This is a genomic window from Thermorudis peleae (genome assembly GCF_000744775.1).
Taxonomy (GTDB): domain Bacteria; phylum Chloroflexota; class Chloroflexia; order Thermomicrobiales; family Thermomicrobiaceae; genus Thermorudis; species Thermorudis peleae.
Window position 1 is genome coordinate 945,595 of record NZ_JQMP01000003.1, and the last position, 18,207, is coordinate 963,801.

At 66.5% G+C, this 18,207-nt stretch carries 13 protein-coding genes and 1 CRISPR repeat array (1 of these 14 only partly in view); of the genes, 5 read left to right on the forward strand and 8 right to left on the reverse strand.

Going from position 1 to position 18,207, the window contains the following annotated elements:
- Positions 1 to 74: a CRISPR direct-repeat array (repeat unit 30 nt; unit sequence GTTTCAATCCCTCATAGGTACGGGCAAAAC) (it extends 10,102 nt beyond the left edge of the window).
- Between the two features lie 967 nt (positions 75 to 1,041).
- Positions 1,042 to 2,148, forward strand: a complete 1,107-nt coding sequence (locus tag N675_RS07265; RefSeq protein WP_038038755.1) for a M24 family metallopeptidase — start codon at positions 1,042 to 1,044, stop codon at positions 2,146 to 2,148.
- Here the strand turns inward: N675_RS07265 and N675_RS07270 are convergent.
- The 5 genes from N675_RS07270 to N675_RS07285 form a co-directional block, all read right to left on the reverse strand.
- Positions 2,145 to 4,310 carry a sensor domain-containing diguanylate cyclase gene (locus N675_RS07270; RefSeq protein ID WP_038038756.1) on the reverse strand — a complete coding sequence of 722 codons (2,166 nt, stop codon included), beginning with the start codon at positions 4,308 to 4,310 and terminating at the stop codon, positions 2,145 to 2,147. The genes N675_RS07265 and N675_RS07270 overlap by 4 nt on opposite strands.
- A 302-nt stretch (positions 4,311 to 4,612) precedes the next feature.
- The gene (locus N675_RS07275) at positions 4,613 to 5,878 is read right to left on the reverse strand and encodes an MFS transporter (RefSeq protein ID WP_051914430.1); all 1,266 of its coding nucleotides are present in this window, start codon (positions 5,876 to 5,878) and stop codon (positions 4,613 to 4,615) included.
- Positions 5,879 to 6,751: 873 nt separating this feature from the next.
- A complete protein-coding gene (locus tag N675_RS14325; RefSeq protein ID WP_156100841.1) occupies positions 6,752 to 6,928 on the reverse strand; it encodes a hypothetical protein in 177 nt (58 codons plus the stop codon).
- A 501-nt stretch (positions 6,929 to 7,429) separates the two neighbouring features.
- Positions 7,430 to 9,049, reverse strand: coding sequence for an AMP-binding protein (locus tag N675_RS07280; RefSeq protein ID WP_231577966.1), 1,620 nt, complete (start codon positions 9,047 to 9,049; stop codon positions 7,430 to 7,432).
- A gap of 78 nt (positions 9,050 to 9,127) precedes the next feature.
- Positions 9,128 to 9,871: an SDR family NAD(P)-dependent oxidoreductase gene (locus tag N675_RS07285; RefSeq protein ID WP_038038760.1), complete on the reverse strand. Its 744-nt coding sequence runs from the start codon at positions 9,869 to 9,871 to the stop codon at positions 9,128 to 9,130.
- A gap of 194 nt (positions 9,872 to 10,065) precedes the next feature.
- Between N675_RS07285 and ald the strand changes: the two genes are divergently transcribed.
- The 3 genes from ald to N675_RS07300 are packed head-to-tail and all read left to right on the forward strand — an operon-like array spanning position 10,066 to position 13,720.
- Positions 10,066 to 11,208 (forward strand): alanine dehydrogenase, encoded by a 1,143-nt coding sequence (ald, locus tag N675_RS07290; protein ID WP_038039549.1) that lies wholly within the window; start codon positions 10,066 to 10,068, stop codon positions 11,206 to 11,208.
- 54 nt (positions 11,209 to 11,262) lie between these two features.
- Entirely contained in the window at positions 11,263 to 12,345 is a 1,083-nt protein-coding gene (locus N675_RS07295; protein ID WP_081886930.1) for a tyrosine-type recombinase/integrase, read from the forward strand.
- Entirely contained in the window at positions 12,311 to 13,720 is a 1,410-nt protein-coding gene (locus tag N675_RS07300) for a glycine--tRNA ligase (RefSeq protein WP_081886931.1), read from the forward strand. The genes N675_RS07295 and N675_RS07300 overlap by 35 nt, the downstream gene beginning before the upstream one ends.
- Positions 13,721 to 13,779: 59 nt before the next feature.
- On the opposite strand, the gene N675_RS07305 is transcribed toward N675_RS07300, so the two are convergent.
- Positions 13,780 to 14,646, reverse strand: a complete 867-nt coding sequence (locus N675_RS07305) for a ParB/RepB/Spo0J family partition protein (protein WP_038038762.1) — start codon at positions 14,644 to 14,646, stop codon at positions 13,780 to 13,782.
- A gap of 279 nt (positions 14,647 to 14,925) precedes the next feature.
- Here N675_RS07305 and N675_RS13665 point away from each other — a divergent pair, with 279 nt between their 5' ends.
- Positions 14,926 to 15,855: a CPBP family intramembrane glutamic endopeptidase gene (locus N675_RS13665; RefSeq protein WP_197066278.1), complete on the forward strand. Its 930-nt coding sequence runs from the start codon at positions 14,926 to 14,928 to the stop codon at positions 15,853 to 15,855.
- Positions 15,856 to 15,895: 40 nt separating this feature from the next.
- Here the strand turns inward: N675_RS13665 and N675_RS07315 are convergent, their stop codons facing one another.
- Complete coding sequence (locus N675_RS07315; RefSeq protein WP_038038764.1) at positions 15,896 to 17,539, reverse strand: zf-HC2 domain-containing protein; 1,644 nt, start codon at positions 17,537 to 17,539, stop codon at positions 15,896 to 15,898.
- Complete coding sequence (locus N675_RS07320; protein WP_038038766.1) at positions 17,536 to 18,120, reverse strand: RNA polymerase sigma factor; 585 nt, start codon at positions 18,118 to 18,120, stop codon at positions 17,536 to 17,538. Before N675_RS07320 ends, N675_RS07315 begins: the two co-directional genes overlap by 4 nt.
- Positions 18,121 to 18,207 lie beyond the last annotated feature (87 nt).

Below are 18,207 nucleotides of genomic sequence, written 5' to 3' on the forward strand. Positions count from 1 at the left end.
AAACGGGTCCAGGTAGGCCAGGAGACCAGCGGCAATCACCGGTCGTTTCAATCCCTCATAGGTACGGGCAAAACCCACCACATTTCTAGTCTACCACAGCGAACGCCTGACCGCTACTCCCTCCGCTGCCCGCCTCGGCACCTGCCCACCACCGCCGCTCACCGCATCCCGCCGCTCATCCCGCCCCCGCACCCCGCTCCGTCGACCCCCCAGCCGCTGCGCACGATCTGAGGTCGACGGACGTGCCGCGCCAGATCTCCCCTGCGCTCCCCGCCCTGTTCGTGCTGCCTGTTGCGGACAGGCCAGCGGAGGCGGCCAGCTGTTCGCGGTGCCTCACGCTGGGCCTGGCTGGGTGCACCACCGGATACTGCCCGGTTGGATGCGCACTGTGCGGTGTTGGGCGAGCATGGCCGGCGGTGCCCCTGGGCACTGCGCCCAGCGGTGGGACAGGAGCTCTCCTGTCGGAACCAACTGGATGGTCGACGAATGGAGCACTCCGCGTGTTCGGCAGCGAACAGGTGAGCCAGGCCCGTCACTCCCTTCTCGGCACCGCATCGGGTGCAACGAGCTCACAACTGCGAGGCCGCGGAACGGGAAGATGCCGTACGGTGCACGAGTGAATCCCTGGAAGTGTGGCAGCAGGGTGAGCAGAGGCGGCGGCAGATGCCGTATGGTGCACGGGCGAATCTCAGCGAGCAGGCCGGTGCCCAGCGTGGCGTGCGGGCAGTCAGCATCCCGGCCACGGGCGTTTAAGCACGGACGTTCAAGGCGGGCAAGTCCGGTTCCCAGCGTGTTGCAAGAGCTGTGCCAGCGCGTTTCGGCAGCTGTCGTGGTCCAGGCGCGGCCGGCTGCCCCTCGCGTTTCTTCCACGCTAACCCATAGAATACCGAAAATCGAGCATGGGCGAAGCCGCTGGTGCGGGCGAGGCGGGTGGACTGGTATGCTGCGCTGCAGCGCCGGTGGTGAAAGTCCCGGCTTTTCCCGCTGGGCGCTGCAACCACAACGGTACCCAGGACGCCGCGATGAGAAAGGAGAGGGATCATGGCTTCCGGACGCCCGCTGGAACGGATCGCGAAGGCGCAGGCGCAGTTGGATGCGCTCGGGGCTGATGCGTTGCTCGTCGCCCCTTCGGCCGACTTCCGCTACTTCACCGGCTTGCCCGGCCACGTCAGCGAGCGGCTGACGGCCCTCGTGATTCCCCGGGAGGGGCCGGCAACGCTGCTTGTGCCCCAGCTCGAAGCCCCGCTCTACGCCGCACTGCCGAACACCCTCCAGCGCCGCACCTGGGCCGACGGCGATGACCCGATCGCTGCGCTGTGCCAGGTGCTCGATGCTGCCCAGGCCCGCGTCGTCGCCGTGAACGACCAGCTCTGGAGTGGCTTCTTGCTCCAGTTGCAGGAGGCCGCGCCTGACCGCCGCTTCGTCCGTGGTCAGCCGCTCCTCCGCCGGCTGCGCATGGTGAAGGACGCCGATGAGCTGGCAACGCTCCGCGAGGCTGCCCGGCGTACCGACGTCGCCTGGGAAGCGTTCTGTGCCAGCGCGCGCCTGGTCGGCCAAACCGAACGTGCGTTGGCTGCGCAGCTGCGCGCGGCACTCGAGGCGGAGGGGCTGGAGACAGTCGCGTTCTGCATCGTCGCCAGCGGGCCCAACGCGGCCTCGCCCCACCACGAGCCCGGTGACCGGGTTGTCCAGCCTGGCGACCCAGTCATCTTCGACTTCGGCGGCACGCTCGACGGCTACTACTCCGACTGCACACGCACGGTCATGGCCGGCCACGATGCCCCGCCGGAGATCGCCGACGCCTATGACGCCGTGCTTGAGGCCAATCAGGCTGCCTTCGCTGCGATTCGCCCCGGCGTACCGTGCGAGGAGGTCGACCGAGCTGCCCGGCAGGTGCTCGAGGATCGCGGCTATGGCCCCTTCTTCATCCACCGCACGGGGCATGGCCTCGGGCTCAGCGGCCACGAAGATCCTTACCTTGTCGCCGGCAATCGTGAGCCGCTCCAGCCGGGCATGGTCGTCTCCGACGAGCCCGGTGTCTACCTGGCCGGACGCTGGGGAATCCGCATCGAGGACATCGTTGTGGTGACGGAGGACGGGGCTGAGCGGCTGAACACGACCAGCCACGAGTTGCGCGTCTTGCCCTAGCCCTCGGCGATGTCGGCCATGACGACGCGATTGCGTCCGCCAGCTTTGGCCCGGTAGAGCGCGGTGTCGGCTGCGTGGAGCAGCGCGTCGGGCGTCTGCCCGTGCTCGGGGAAGCGCGCGATACCGAGCGAGATAGTCAGAGTCACCGGGGTATCGTCGGCAGTGAACGGCTGCGCGGCGATGGCCCGGCGGAGGCGCTCGGCGACTTCCCGCGCGTCACCCTCGCTCACGTCTTCGAGCAGCACGGCAAGCTCGTCGCCACCATAGCGGGCAAGCAGGTCGTGCGGGCGGAGCGAGCGGGTCAGGCGTTCAGCGGCTTGCTGCAAGATGGCGTCGGCGACGAGATGGCCGTACTGGTCGTTGAGTTGTTTGAAGCCGTCGAAGTCGATGAGCAGGAGCGCTGCGCGCTTGCCCGGCACCCGGCTGAGGCGCTCGAGGTGGTAGAGCAGGGCCCGGCGGTTGGCGAGCCCAGTGAGCGGGTCGGTCATCGCCTGCCGGGCGAGCCGCTCGGTGAGCTCAAGCTGGCCCATGAGCAGTTCCAGGTGCGCGGCCACCTGTTCGGCCAGGCGCAGGTCGCTCTCGTCGAGCTGGTGACCGAGCGCGCTCTCGATGTTGAGCACGCCGATGGGGACGCCGTCCCGCCGGAGGACAGCCACGACTTCGCTCTGCATGACCATCTCCGGGCTCGGCGGAAAGTAGTCCGGGTCATGCCAGACGTCGGGGATCAGGAGCGAGCGGTTCTCGCGGATGGCCCGGCCGGTGACGCCACGGCTCACCTGCCACTCGTTGAAGGCGATTTCGCCGTCGGCGTAGAACGTCTGGCCGATGAGGCGCTGGCCGTCCGGACTCAGCACGCCGAGGCCGACGTAGGCGTAGCCGAACGTGTCATGGAGTCGCTGGGCCACGAGCCGGAATGCCGCTTCAAGGTCGCGCCGCTCGGCGACCATCTGCGTCAGCTCGTGCAGGAGCTCCAGCTCGAGCACGTAGCGCTCGGTTTGGGTGACGTCGTTGAGGCTGAGGAGGAAATGTGGCGCCCAGGTTCGCCCCCAGCGGTCGGGCAGCTCAACGACACGCACCGCGCCCTCGAGCGCTTGCCACCGTCCGCCAGCGCCACGCACCCGCGCGCGTAGCGGCTGCGGCGAGCTGCCGGCCGGACGCTTCGCCAGTTCGCCCCAGTCCAGGTCGAGCAGCATACGCCAGCGGGGCGGGAATGGCTGCCCCGGCACGATCCCCGGCTCGCCGAGCAGCAGTTGCGCCTGGTGGTTGCAGAAGGTGACGATGCCGTTGGTCGTGCAGACGATAATCCCGATCGAGAGCTGGTCGGCAACGTCCGTGAAGAGCCGCTGGCTGGTCAGCGTCTCGTGCCGCAGCCGCGCGAGCGCCAACGCCGACCGCACGAGCGCGCTGGCGGCATCATAGAGCGGCAGGTCGTCGGGATGGTAGGGGCGGTCGCGGACGAAGGAGAAGGTGATGCAGCCCTGCAGGCGGGTGCTCTCGCGGAAGGGGAAGGCGATGGTCTGGAACACGGGCTGGCCGTCATCCAGCGCCAACCTGGCGAGCACGTGCGATGCCTCCTGCGCGATCATGGTCGGCTGGACGCTGGCGGTGGTGAACTCAGTCAACACCAGCTGCCCGCGGCGGCGCGAGGCGAGCTCGGCGGCGGTGATCGCTGCTGGCGAGAGCCCGACCTGTTCGATACAACGCAGGCTGTCAGACTCGGCCTGCCACTCCCAGACGGCGATGGCCGGCACGGCGAGCAGGCGCTGCAGGCGGGCAAGGCCGTGTGGCAGCCAGCTCGGCGAGAGCTCGACGAGCAAGAGTAGCTCGGTGTCGAGCATGCGTAAGGCCTGGAGCCGCTCCTGCCGCTCCTGCGCGGCGTCAGTGGTGCTCTGCTTCAAGGCGCGTGCAAGCGCCAGGGCTCGGGCGACCTCGATCGACGTGACGGGCTCGTAGAGCAGACCGTGGAAGCCGGCCGCCAGGAACTCAGGGGTGTGACCGTGCCCCTCAGGCAGTAGCGCCAACCGCACGACCGACTCCGGCAGCGGCAGCGGAATCCCCGGCGGTGCCGGATGCTGCGCGGCGAGGTCGGCTGCGACGATTACGACGTCCGGCGGCGGCTCAAGCGCGACAGCGTCCCAGTCTGACGCGACCGTAGCCGTCACCCCCAGCCCCTCCAATACCCCCCGTACCCGCTCGGCCCGCTCTGGCTGCGGGTCGACGAGAACTGCCCGCATACTCCCCTCCCGCTCTAGTTGCCGGTCAACCAGGGCAACCGCGGCTGAGTCCACACTGGCCGTGCTGTCCTTACGCTATAGCAGATTAGTCTGGAAGAAAATAGGAATTTTGGGGGAGTACTTTTTTCCTAGGTACGGACGGCCCGGTGTGCCGCTGGCGTGGCGCCGGTGGCAGCCGCTGCATGGGTGCGCAACGCCGGCTTCACGGCATGCAGCGCGGGGGAACGGGCTCAGTCGTCGCTTGCGGCAGCGTGCGCGGGCTGTGGCGGCGCGGGCTCGCCGAGCGCGTAATCGTCCGCCCACAGGCCCGGCGCCCACCAGCGACTCAGCACGGCCACGAGGACACAGGCCGTGCCGCCGAGTGCCATCGCTAGCCGCGCGCCGAACACACTGGCAAGCAGCCCGGCCTGGAACTGCCCCAGGCGCGGGCCGGTCAGCGCGAACAGCGAGGCCAGCGCGCCGACGCGGCCGCGGTAGTCGTCGGGCGTCACCAGCTGGCGCACGGTGTGGCGCATGACCATGCTAATCGCGTCCAGCCCGCCAGCGAGCGCCAGCAGCACCAGTGCGAGCGGCAGCCACGGTGCCAGGCCAAAGAGCCCCAGCGCTAGCCCATAGCCGATGACAACCGTTACCATGACGCGGCCAGGGTGCTGGGGCGTGCGCAGGAAGGCGACGAGCAGCTCGCCGCTGACCGCGCCAACGCTCAGCGCCGTGTAGAGCCAGCCGAGCCCCTCCGGGCCGATCCGGAAGATGTCGCGCGCGAACACCGGCAAGAGGCCGACCGAGGAGACGAGCGCGGTCGCCAGAAAGTCGAGTAGCATCAACTGCCACAGGATCGGCCGTTGGCGGACGAAGCGCAGTCCCTCGACCAGTGCTGCCAGGCTGCGGCGGTCGCGCGCGACGACCTGCTTTGGCGGGTGCATCAGCGTCAGGGCGACGACGACGAGCAGGTAGGTGAGCGCGTTGAGCCAGAAGCAGGCGGCGGTGCCAAACGTGCTGATGAGCACGCCGCCGAGCGCCGGGCCGAGGATCGAGGCGCTGTCGGAGGCGAGGACGTTGAGCGTGAGGGCGTTGGTCAGCCGCTCGCGTGGCACAAGGGCGGGGATCAACGCCTGGCGCGCGGGACTGTCGAACGCCATCGCGCCGGAGATGGCCATGGCAAAGAGGTAGAGGGTGAGGGTGGTGGCGCGGCCGGTGCTCACCAGCAGGGCGAGGGCAAGGAGGAGGGTGGCGGCGGTGCTCTGGGTGACGAGCAGCAGCTTGCGCCGGTCGACCTGGTCGGCGAGCGTGCCGCCAAAGAGCGAGAGCAGGACGGTCGGCACGGCGCGGGCGATGGCGATGCCGCCGAGCTGCGCGGTCGAGCCGGTGAGCACGTAGATCAGCCAGCTGAGCGCGACCGTCTGCAGCTGCACGCCGAACATCGAGATGAACTGGCCGATCCAGAGCAAGCGGAAGTCACGATAGCGCAAGGCCGCAAAGGCCTGCGGCATACGCATACGCCGTTGCTCCTCGTCCCTGTGGCGGAGCTCCCGCCTTCATGTTGCGCAAGCCTACCATCCCATTGCCCCGCTGTCGAGACCGGTGCCGGGTATTCCGGCGGTCGTGCATTGCGTGATACGTCCGCGGAGGCGGCCCGCGCTGGGTGCGCCGGTGCCGGGGAGACCCGGGTGCACGTGGTTGACATGGTTGACAGGGTTGACAGTGGTTGAGCGGGAGCGGTTGAGTGTGGTTGAGTGGTTGAGTGCGGTTGAGTGCGGTTGACGGGGGTAACGGTGGTTGAACCGGTTGAACGTGGTTGAAGGTGGTTGAAACGGTTGAAAGCGGCCAAAAACCGCGTGACGACGCGGAAGTTCTTTCAACCACCGCGACCACACACCGGTTGAAAGGGTTGAATGCGGGGAATGCCGGTGATGGTGGTTGACAGTGGTTGACACGGTTGACAGTGGTTGACGGGTTGACAGTGGTTGACGGGTTGACAGTGGTTGACAGGGGTAACGGTGGTTGACGGAATTGATGTCGGTGAGAGTGGTTGACAGTGGTTGACGTGGTTGACAAGGGTCAAAAAATCCCATGAAGACGCGGAAACGCTGTCAACCACCCCGACCACGCACTGGTTGACAGCCGTGCCTGCCCCGTCCACGACCACCACCCACCCCTGTGCTCCTCACCGCTCACGTGCCACCGGCCTACCCGTTTCAACCGTTTCAACCACTTCAACCGCTTCAACCGTTTCAACCACTTCAACCGTTTCAACCACTTCAACCACTTCAACCGCTTCAACCACCTTCAACCGCTTCAACCGTTTCAACCACTTCAACCACCTTCAACCGCTTCAACCACTTCAACCGTTTCAACCACCTTCAACCGCTTCAACCGCGTTCAACCACGGTACCACTGCAACCAGCGCACCTGCTGTCAACCCTGTCAACCACGTCAACCGCGTCAACCACGTCAACCGCGTCAACCGCGTCAACCATGTCAACCGCGTCAACCACGTCAACCGTGTCAACCACGTCAACCACGTCAACCACTGTCAACCGTGTCAACCACTGTCAACCGCACTCAACCGACTCAACCGGTGCTGGGTCAGGGTGGTTGAGTGGATTTCCGCGTTGTCATGGGGTTTTTGCCCGTACTCAACCGACTCAACCACTGGTGCACGGTTGACGGGTGGTGGAGTTGCGTGGGGGCTGGGTGGTGTCATATCCCAGGGTGCAGCCGGTGCGGGCTGAGACGGTCGGAGCAGGGACACGGCGTCGAGCAGTCTGGTGTCATATCCCAGGTCTCAGCACGCGCGGGCGCCGCAGGCGAAGGGGTCACACGCGCGGTGCCACAGGCGCGGGCGCCGCGAGCTGGCAGCGGGCTCACGCTCCGTTTCCCGGCAGATTGCCGGCCTCCCGGTTGGCGCGGGAGTATGCACACAGCCTGGTATGGCCGGCCGGGCCGTGCTCGCTCCACGGCGCTGGGCGCACCTGCGTGGCGTAAGGCAGCCAAGACACGCCCTGCCGGGCCGTGTTCGCTCCATGGCGATGGGCGCGGGAGGTGGGCTAGCTGGTGCGCAGCAGGAAGCGCTGGATTTTGCCGCTCGGCGTCTTCGGCAGCTCGGGCACGAAGGCGAAGGCACGCGGGTAGGCGTGGGCGCCGACGTGCTGCCGGACGACTGCCTGCAGCGCCTGCTCCAGTTCCGGCGTCGGCTGAAATCCCGGCCGCAACACCAGATAGGCCTTGATGATCTGCCCGCGCAACTCGTCGGGGACGCCGACCACCGCACACTCGGCGACTGCTGGGTGGGTGAGCAGGGCGCTTTCGACTTCGAAGGGGCCGATCCGGTAGCCGGCGCTGAGGATGATGTCGTCGGAGCGGCCGCTGAAGAAGAAGGCGCCCTCGGCGTCGCAGCTGGCGTCGTCGCCAGTGAGGTAGTACCGGCCGTCGGGCGAGAAGCGCGCTGCCGTTGCCTCAGGATCGCCGACGTAGCCGGCAAACCAGAAGAGCGGCGACTGCGCTGTGTCGATGGCCAGGTGGCCTTCCTGGCCTGGCCCGCACTCCTGTCCCTGCGCATCGAGGATGACCGGGCGAAACCCCGGCATGGCGTAGCCCATCGAGCCGGGCTTCAGCGGGCGCTGCCACGCCGGATGATGATGGTTGTTGATGACCATGCCCAGCTCGGTCTGGCCGTAGTGGTCGTGGATCGGGACGCCAAACGTCTGCGTGGCCCAGGTGATCACCTCCGGGTTGAGCGGCTCCCCGGCGCTGGAGATCACCCGCAGGCGCGTCTGCGTGCCGGGCTGGAGGCCGGCTGCCCGCAGTGCCCGGAATGCCGTCGGCGCCGCCGCCCAGTTCGTGACGCCGTAGGCGTCGAGCAGCCAGAACGTGATCTTCGGATCAAATGGCCCGCGATACCAGAGCGTTGCCTTGCCGAGCAGCAGCGGCCCGATCAGCCCGTAGTACAGGCCGTAGGCCCAGCCGGGGTCGGCCATGTTCCAGAACATGTCATCGTCGCGTAGGTCGAGGCCGATACGCATGTACATCTCAACGGAGGCCAGGGCTTTGAGCGGCACGGGCACACCCTTTGGGTGCCCGGTCGTGCCCGAGGTATAGATGAGCACCATCGGGTCGTCAGGGCGGATGAGCACGGGATCGGTGACTGGATCAGCGCGCTCGATTTCGTGGTAGAAGCTGAGGTCGCCGCGCTCGATGCCGCGTCCGCCGCCCTCGCCGACGGTCACGATGGTGCGGCCATCGGCGACGAGGTCGGCTGGGATTTTCGCCCGCTGGTTCGCTGCCGTGACGATCACCTGTGCGTTGCTGCCGCGCACGCGGTAGGCCACGGCTTCGGGGCCGAAGGCGGTGAAGAGGGGGACGTAGACCGCGCCGAGCCGCCACGTGGCGAGCGCGGTGATGAGCAGCTCTGGCCCGCGGGGCAAGAAGCCAGCGACGCAGCTCCCCGCCTGCACGCCGAGGGCGCGGAGGACGCCAGCAAATGCCGCCGACTGGGCGTGCAGGTCGCGAAAGGTGATGCGGGCCGTCGTGCCGCTCTCGTCCTCGAAGAAGAGGGCAATCCGCTCGGGAACGCGGGCGTGGCGGTCGCAGAGCAACACAGCAGCGTTGCCCGGCGCGCTCGTGTACTGCTGCAGCAGCTGAGGCACGTCAACCGATGCGGTCGCCATAGGCATGTGCTCCGTTCGTGCTTGACACCGTGCTTTGCCACAGTCTAGCCGAATGTGGAGCCGACAGCAACGCTGGTGTTAGCGTGGCGGCATGCGCAGGCCACCGTCGAGCCGGATGACGGTGCCGTTGAGCATCGGGTTGCGGATGATGTGCATGGCCAGGGCGGCAAACTCGTCGGGATGGCCGAGGCGCTTGGGAAACGGCGTCTGCTCGCTGAGCGTGCGGCGGATCTCGTCGGGGATCTGCTGGCCCATGGGGGTGGCGAACACGCCCGGGGCGATGCCGACGACGCGGATGCCGAACGCCGCCAGTTCGCGCGCTGCCGGCAAGACGAGGCTGGCGACGCCGCCCTTCGAGGCTGCGTAGGCCGCCTGGCCGATCTGCCCCTCGAACGCGGCAATGCTCGACGTGACCACGATGACGCCGCGCTCCCCCTCGGCGTTCGGGGCGTTCTGCTGCATCGCGGCCGCGGTGAGACGCAGCACGTTGAAGGTGCCGATGAGGTTGACCTCGATCACGCGGCGAAACTGCTCAAGGCTGTGCGGCCCGTTCCGCCCGACGATGCGCCCGGCCCAGACGATGCCGGCGCAGTGGACGACGATGCCGAGCGGCCCGCGTTCGACTGCGACCGCGACGGCGCGCTCAAACGCGGCCTCGTCGGTAACGTCAGCGACGACGGGCACGATGCCCGGCGCAGCGGACGCCTCGGCGAGGTCGACGGCGACGACGTGGGCTCCGGCGGCTGCGAGCGCGTGCGCCGTTGCCTGGCCGAGCCCGCTCGCCCCGCCCGTGACGATTGCGCTCACGCCTTGCATCTCCATGGTGCGCTCCTTACGTCCTGTCCCGACGCGACCGCATGCATCTTGCCAGCCAGGCAGGCTTGGCGGCAAGGGGTGACCTTGCGCGGCGGTCGCTGATCGTCGACAATACAGCCGGTTTGCCGGCACAGCGACGTGCACGGCGGCGGACGCTGCTGTCCACGGTCGTGTGGGCGGTCAGCTGTGGAGGCATGCGCATGATTATCGGGGTACCGAAAGAAGTCAAGGTTCAGGAAGAGCGCGTTGCCGTGACGCCGCATGGCGTTCGCGAGTTCGTGCGGCATGGGCACCAGGTGCTGGTCGAGCAGGGCGCTGGTGTCGGCAGCGGGTTTCCTGACCGCGAGTACGTTGCCGCTGGCGCGACCATCGTGCCCACGGCGGCCGACGTGTGGGCGCAGGCGGAGATGATCATGAAGGTCAAGGAGCCGATTCCCGCCGAGTATCCCTACCTGCGCCCCGGCCTCGTGCTCTTCACCTACCTGCACCTTGCGGCCGACGAGGCATTGACCCGCACGCTCCTCGACCGGCAAGTGACGGCGATTGCCTATGAGACGGTCCAGCTTGCCGATGGCTCCCTGCCGTTACTGGCGCCGATGAGCGAGGTTGCTGGGCGGCTCGCGGTACAAGTCGCGGCGTACTACCTCATGCGCCCGCACGGCGGACGGGGCGTGCTGCTTGGTGGCGTCGCGGGGGTTTCGGCGGCCAACGTCGTCATCCTGGGTGGCGGCATCGTTGGGACGAACGCCGCGCAAATGGCGCTTGGGCTTGGGGCGAACGTCACGTTGCTCGACATCAACGTTGACCGGCTCCGCTTCCTCGAACAGATTCTCCACGGGCGGTTCCACACCCTCATGTCGAACCAGCAGCACATCGCTGACGCCGTCGAGCAGGCCGATGTCGTCATCAGCGGCGTCTTGATTCCCGGGGCACGTGCTCCGCGGCTCGTCACCCGCGAGATGGTCGCCAGCATGCGCCGTGGCTCCGTGATCGTCGATGTGTCGATTGACCAGGGCGGCTCAATCGAGACCTCGCGCCCAACGACCCATGCCGACCCGGTGTACGAAGAGTACGGCGTCGTGCATTACTGTGTCACGAACATGCCTGGGTCGGTTCCCAGGACTAGTACGTTCGCGCTCAGTAACGTAACATTGTCGTACGGGCTCAAGCTCGCTGACCTGGGGGTGGTCGAAGCAGTTCGTCGCGATCCAGCGCTTGCGCGGGGCGTCAATACCTATCAGGGGAAGGTGACACATCCATCTGTCGCGTCGGCATTTGGTTTGCCCTACACGCCGCTCGAGACGTTGCTTGCGCCGTCACCCGAGCAGGTCTCAGCGTCCTAGCGCATGACGCGAGCAGTGCGCACGCGGCAGGTGGAAGGATGGAGGGGACGAGTTATGCAGGATGAGGTCGCACGCTTTCTCGAGATGCTGGACGAGCGCCGCGCCCTCTCCGGGAACACCGTTGCTGCGTATCGCAATGACCTTGCCCAGTTCACGCAGTTTCTGGCTGATGGCCATGGGGTACAGTCCTGGCAGATGCTGACATCACATCACCTCGAGCACTTCCTCTCCTATCTCTACAGCCGCAAGTACGCCGACACGACGGTTGCGCGCAAGATCTCGGCTGTCAAGAGCTTCTGCCGCTATCTCTATACCCGGGGAGTGCTGCACGAAAACCTGGCCGCCCAGCTCCCGACACCCCGTACCACCTACTTCAAGCCCCGGGCCATTACCCCAAGCGAAGTCGCGGCCTTGCTCAACACCGTTGCCATCGACGACTCGCCGGAGGGCCTCCGCGACTATGCCATGTTCCTCACGCTCTACTCGACCGGCATGCGGGTGAGCGAACTGACCGCCCTGAACGTCAGCGACGTGAGCCTGCACGAGGCGCGGATTCGCATCGGGCGCCAGACGCCGCGCGAGCGGGAAGTCCCCGTAAACGAGGAGACGGTCGGGGCGCTTGAACGCTATCTCGAGGAGGGCCGCCCGCAGCTCGTGTGCAATAACCGCGGCGAGCTGGCGCTGTTCATTAACCATCGCGGCAAGCGGCTGACCCGCCAGGGCTTCTGGCTGATCCTCAAACGCTATGCTGATCTTGCGGGCATCCCGGACATTACGCCACACATCCTGCGCCATTCCTTCGCGTTCCATGCCCTGGAGCAGGGCTGGCACCCAGCGGAGTTACAACGCGTCCTCGGCCATCTGAGCCTTTCGACGACGTTGGCCTATCAGCACCTGCTGCGCCAGGGCGACCATCGCCAGCACCGAGTGACGGCGCAGACGGCAGCGTCGTGGGACGACGCCGCGGCATACTTCGAGCAGGCGAGCCATGACGCGGCGGTGGCACGTGGCCCGTCGACGACACCGGCGGCAACGAGGCCGTCGCCCGAGCACACTGCTGACCCGCTCGCCACCGACGAACACGATGGTACGGGAGGGGACAATGAGCGCACCACACCCGGTGACGGTCTCGCTTGACACGCTTGCCTCATTGGCGAAGCGCCGTGGCTTCGTCTACCCGGGCAGCGAGATCTACGGCGGCCTGGCCAATACCTGGGATTTTGGCCCACTTGGCGCCGAACTCAAGCGCAACATCAAGCAAGCCTGGTGGGAGTTCTTCATCCAGCGGCGCGAGGACATGGTCGGCCTGGACGGCGGGATCCTGCTCCACCCCCGCGTCTGGGAAGCCTCAGGCCATGTCGCCGAGTTCAACGACCCCTTAATCGACTGCCGCAACTGCAAGAGCCGCTTCCGGGCCGATACCTTCGTCGAGGAGCGGCTCGGCATCTCGGCCGAAGGCTTGAGCGTCGAGGAGTTAACGCGGCTGATCGAGGAGTACCAGCCAGCGTGCCCCGTCTGTGGCCAGCGCAACTGGACGCCGGTTCGCCGCTTTAACTTGATGTTCAAGACGTTCATCGGCCCGGTCGAGGAGCAGAGCGCGCAAGTCTACCTCCGGCCGGAGACGGCGCAAGCGATCTTCGTCAACTTCAAGCAGGTGCTGCAGAGCAGCCGGCAGAAGATCCCCTTCGGCATCGGCCAAATCGGCAAAGCCTTTCGGAACGAGATTACCCCGGGCAACTTCATCTTCCGCCTGCTCGAGTTCGAGCAGATGGAGATCGAGTACTTCATTCGGCCAGAATCCTGGGAGGCTGCTTTCGAGCACTGGCTTGCCGAAATGGGGCAGTTCTTCGCCCGCATCGGCCTGCGCGCTGAGCGGCTCCGCCTGCGTGAGCACAGCCCGCACGAGTTGTCGCACTATTCCAAGCGAACCGTCGATTACGAGTACCTTTTCCCCTTCGGCTGGAAAGAGCTTGCGGGGCTCGCCTACCGCACCGACTACGACTTGCGTCGCCACCAGGAGTACAGCGGCGAAGATCTGAGCTACTTCGACCAGGAACGCAACGAGCGCTTCATCCCTCACGTCATCGAGCCCACGATGGGCGTGGAGCGGCTCTTCCTGGCCCTGCTCGTCGATGCCTACGATGAAGAGCCAGCGGTTGACGTGAACGGCAAGCCCTACACGCGCGTCGTCTTGCGCTTCCACCCACGGATCGCGCCCTACAAGGCGGCAGTGCTGCCGCTGATGCGCAAGCCCGAACTGGTGGAGAAGGCCCGGGCCGTGGCTGCGCTCCTCCGCAACCATTTCATGATCGAGTACGACGAGACGCAGAGCATCGGCCGGCGCTACCGCCGCCAGGACGAAATCGGCACGCCCTACTGCATCACAATCGACTACCAGACGCTGGATGACGACACCGTGACCATTCGTGACCGCGACACGATGGCGCAGGATCGCGTCGCCATCAGCGCGCTGCCGCACGTGCTCGCCGAGCGGCTCGGGTACGGCGCATAACGCGCGTCGCTGCCTCCGCTGTGCGGGCTGGTGGCGCAGGCGACAGGCGCGTTCAGGGGCTAGAGCGTCTGGTCGGGGTGGGCAAGACGCTGGTAGATGGCTGAGAGCTCGTCATCTGAGTAGTAGTGGATGACAATCTGGCCGCCTTTCCGGCCGGGGCGGAGTTCGACTTTCGTGCCGAGCGCACGCCGGAACCCTTCCTCCACGTGCTGCAGTGCTGGCGGGAGCGAGCGGGGTGCTGTGGCGCGCGACGTCCGCTGCGCCCAGCGCTGCACCAGCGCTTCCGTCTGTCGGACCGTCAGCCCTCGCTCGATGACGATGGCCAGCGCCGCGACCTGGTCGAGGGCGTTCGGCAGGCCGAGCAGGGCTCGCGCGTGCCCCTCGGTGATCTGACCGTCAGCCAGCGCGGCTTGAATGGCAGGCGGCGCGTGTAGCAGGCGGAGCGTGTTGGCGATCGCCGCGCGGCTGCGGCCGACGCGCGCAGCCAGCTCTTGCTGCGTGAGTCCAAATTCGGTGATCAGCGCCTGGTAGGCGGCTGCTTCTTCCAGTGGCGTCAGGTCCGCCCGTTGCAGGTTCTCGATCAGGGCGATTTCGAGTGTCTCGCGCGGCGTTACGTCGCGGATGATTGCCGGGATCGTCGCGAGCCCGGCCAAGCGGGCTGCCCGCCAGCGACGCTCGCCCGCGACAAGCTGAAACGTGGTACCGTCGTCAGCGCGCGTGACGATGATCGGCTGGACCACACCGTGGGCGCGAATGGACTCGGCCAGCGCCGCGAGCGCATCCTCATCGATGCGCTGCCGGGGTTGGTGGGGGTTGGGCTGGATCGCGTCGAGCGGCAGTTCGACAATCTCGCTCTGCACCTGCCCGGTATCGTGCTGGATCAGCGCGTCCAGTCCGCGCCCAAGGCCGCCACGTCGCTGTCGCATGCCACACCTCATCCACTTCTCTTCGGAGTCTAGCGTAGGCGCGCGCACTTGGCCAAGCCGCTTGCACGGCAGCTGCCGTGGCAGGCCAGCCCGGCCAGTGCGAGCACGACTGCCGCGTGTTGTCGAGCCTGGCAGCGCTGGCCGCTGGGCGGAGCACATCCCCAGCCGGCACGGCGTCGCGCGCTGGTGGGCAGCGTTCGGTTATGCGGGCGATTCCGGAGTAGACTCAAGCGGGGCAGACGGCCCTGAGGTTGATTGCGAGGGACTATGCAGTGGGTCATGAGCCTTGTCGCGTTGGTTGTCGGCGCTGCCGTAGTACGCGTCTGGGCGCATCTTGGGCAACGCCGGCCGCTTTTCCGCCGGCTCCTGTTCGGGGCGATTGCGCTGCTTGGGCTGCTCGCCTGCGTGGCCGGGGTGGCGCTGTGGGCCGGCCTCGGCAGCCAGTTCATCCAGAACCAGCGCAGCGTCGCACTCGCGTTCGCTGGTGTCGGGCTTGGACTTCTCCTGCCTCTCATGCCGTGGGTGCGGCGCGCGCTTGCCTGGGTGACGCCGATTGATCCTGCTTCCGTGCTCGATACGGTCGGCCTTTCGGCCGCGTTTGCTTTCATTGGCCTGAGCGTGGGGATCACCACGGCGCTGTCGCCCGATACCACGCTGCAACCGGTCACCCTCAGTGAACTCGTGGCACAGTCAGCGGCCTTCGTCGTGGTCGCGTTCGTGCTGGTTGGACTAGGGATCGAGCGCGGGTGGCATGAGACGATTGAGCGCCTTGGGTTTCGGCCCCTGTCCCTTCGCGGCGTTGGCAACGCACTGGCATTGATTGCCCTGCTGTTCGTTGCGTCTGGCTTGGCTGGCGCGCTGACGCAAGCGCTGCAGCCGGAGTTGACGCAGCAAGTCGGTCAGCGGATGGTTGAGCTGACGGGGCCGGTCTCGTCGCTGCCCGGCGCGGTCGTGCTTGGCATCTCCGCTGGCGTTGGTGAGGAGATCCTGTTTCGCGGGGCAATCCAGCCGCGGTTCGGCATCTGGCTCACCTCCCTGCTGTTCACTATGGCACATGTGCAGTATGCCTTCTCGTTCTTGCTGCTTGGCGTCTTTGCGCTGAGCCTGATCCTCGGCTGGGAACGGAAGCGCTATGGCACCCTCGCCTGCATCCTGACACACGCTGGCTATGACCTCATCGCGGTCTTGCTCCAGAGCGTTGTGCGCTAGCCAGCGGTCGGGATGCGTCGGCCGAGCGTTCGCCGCGCCGTTAGCTGCTAGCAACCGGGAACTGCGCCCAGCTGCCACTCTCGAGCAGCATGTAGACGAACCCGCGGTCGCTCAGGATCAGGATACCGTGCTCGAAGGGTTGCACGCGTGCGCCTTGCGCCATCACGTGCGGTGTCGCTTCCGTGGCATAGCCGATGCTATCGAGCAGTTGTTGCTGTTTCCAGACCAGGCCATACTTCCCGCCTGGAATCCAGAGGTTCGGCTGCGCTTGGCTCGCTGGATCGCCCTGCTCGGTCGGTGCCGGAAGGCTGACCCACGAGCCATCGTCCTTGAGGATGTAGAAGGTGTTGGTGTCGATGCGCTCGAGCATGACGCCGCGCTGGAAGGCGAGTTCGCTCGCCGCGACGGTATAGGCCAGGCCAGTTGGGGAGCCGAGCAGCTTCTGGACTTGCTGATCTCCCCAATAGACCTGAGCGAAGGCACCAGTCACTGGCGTTGGCTGTGGCGTGGGCGTTGGTGACGCTGCCGGCGTTGACGTCGCTGCCGGTGCTGGCGTCTCTTGTGGCGTCGGCGTCGTTGCCGGTGTTGCCGCCGCTGGTGCTGTCGGGCTTGGCACGACGCTCGGCGTTGCCGTTGGCTGGCTCAGCGGAGTCGGCGTTGGGCTTGCTGGGGGCGTTGCTGCGGCCGGTGCTGGAGCAGTCGTTCCAGACCCAGCAGAGCTTGTGGGCACGCTGTTGCCCGCCGTACCTGTGCCGCCTGCCGACGAACTGCGGGGTGGTTGTGCTGTCGTCGCTGGTGATGGTGCAGCAGCCGACCCAGCACTCTGCCCATGGCCTTGCTGCGGCGCTGGCGTGGGGTTCGCAGGCGCCGGCGATGATGCCGCGGCAACCGCCGTTGGTGGCACGGCGGTCGCTGTGCTGGCAGCTGGCGGCGGTGTTGCCGTGGTGTTGGCCGTTGCGGATGGCTGTGGCGTAGTCGCAGCGGGCGTTTCCGTGGGTGCTGGCGTGCTCGTCGCGGTTGGCGCTGAGGCGATCGCCGAAGTTGTGCGGAAGGTCAGTGTCCAGTCTTGCTGCAGCTCGTGTCCCCACCGGTCTCGTGCGCCATGGAGGATCGCAATCGTGTAAATCGTATCGGGCAGGAGTGACGCTTGTTGCTCGCTACTCGCGCCGATGACGAGCGTAGTTCCACGCCAGCTGATGGGCAGGCGCTCGCGCTCGCCAGCGGGGGAGATGCGCAGGTGGCTCGCGACCGAGGCCTCATCCATTGGCTTGGTGAAGGTAATCGTCACCGGGCGGTAGAACGGCCAGGTCGCGTTGGCCGCCGGTTCCGAGCTGACAATGCTCGGGGGTAGTGCTTGGGCGTAGAGCAGCGTGCCGAGGAGCATGAGAATCAGCCCGAGGGCAAACGCGAACGCGACTGGGCTGACAGAGAGGCGAAGCCAGCGTGGCCGGCGCTGTTCCCGTTCGATGGCGGCGCGGATCTCGTGGTGCAGTGTTGGCGGCACTGGTGCTGTGGGGAGTTGATGCAGTTGCTCACGCATGCGCTCGTAGGACGCGAGGAGCGCGCGGCAGTCCGCGCATTCGGCAAGGTGTGCCTGCAGCCGAGCCACATCATCGGGGCTCAGCTCTCCATCCATGTAGGCTGAGAGCAGTGGCCGGATGGACTTACAGGCGCGAGAGGTCATGATGCTTTTGCCTGCTCCTTCTGGCTGTAGATCGTCCGAAATTCCTCACGGGCCCGGAAGAGCAGCGACTTGACCGCGCCCTGTGAGATCCCCAGGATTTCGGCGATCTCCGTGGTTGACAGCCCTTCATGTTCGCGGAGGAGCAGGACGAGCCGGTGTCGCGGGTGCATCTCGTTCAGCACTTGCTGGATCAGTTCCCGCAGTTCAATCCGCAGCATCGCATGTTCTGGGTTGTCCAGATCAGCAGAGCGTTCATGCACGCTGCGGTGCTCCCACGGGAGCCAGCGGAAGCGGTTGCGGCGCCGGAGCGTGTCCAAACACAAGTTCGCAGCGATGCGCCGCAACCAGCCGCCAAGGTTCAATTCACCGCGTTGCGATGGCAGAGCTCGATAGGCCCGGACAAAACATTCTTGCGTAAGATCAAGCGCTTCTTCGGGATTGCCGACCATCCGATAAATGAACTGGAAGATTGGCCGTTCATACTGCTGGTAAATCGCCTCGAACGCGGCGTGATCACCCTCCTTGGCGCGACTGATCCACTGCGCTTCTTCTGCAGCGGACAAGGTGACCGAGCCGTCCATCAGCATTCCTCCATAGTGGTTTAACGAACAACGTGCGGAAAGGTTACGACAACGCCCTCTGATCCATCTTGAGCCTAGCGTAGAGTC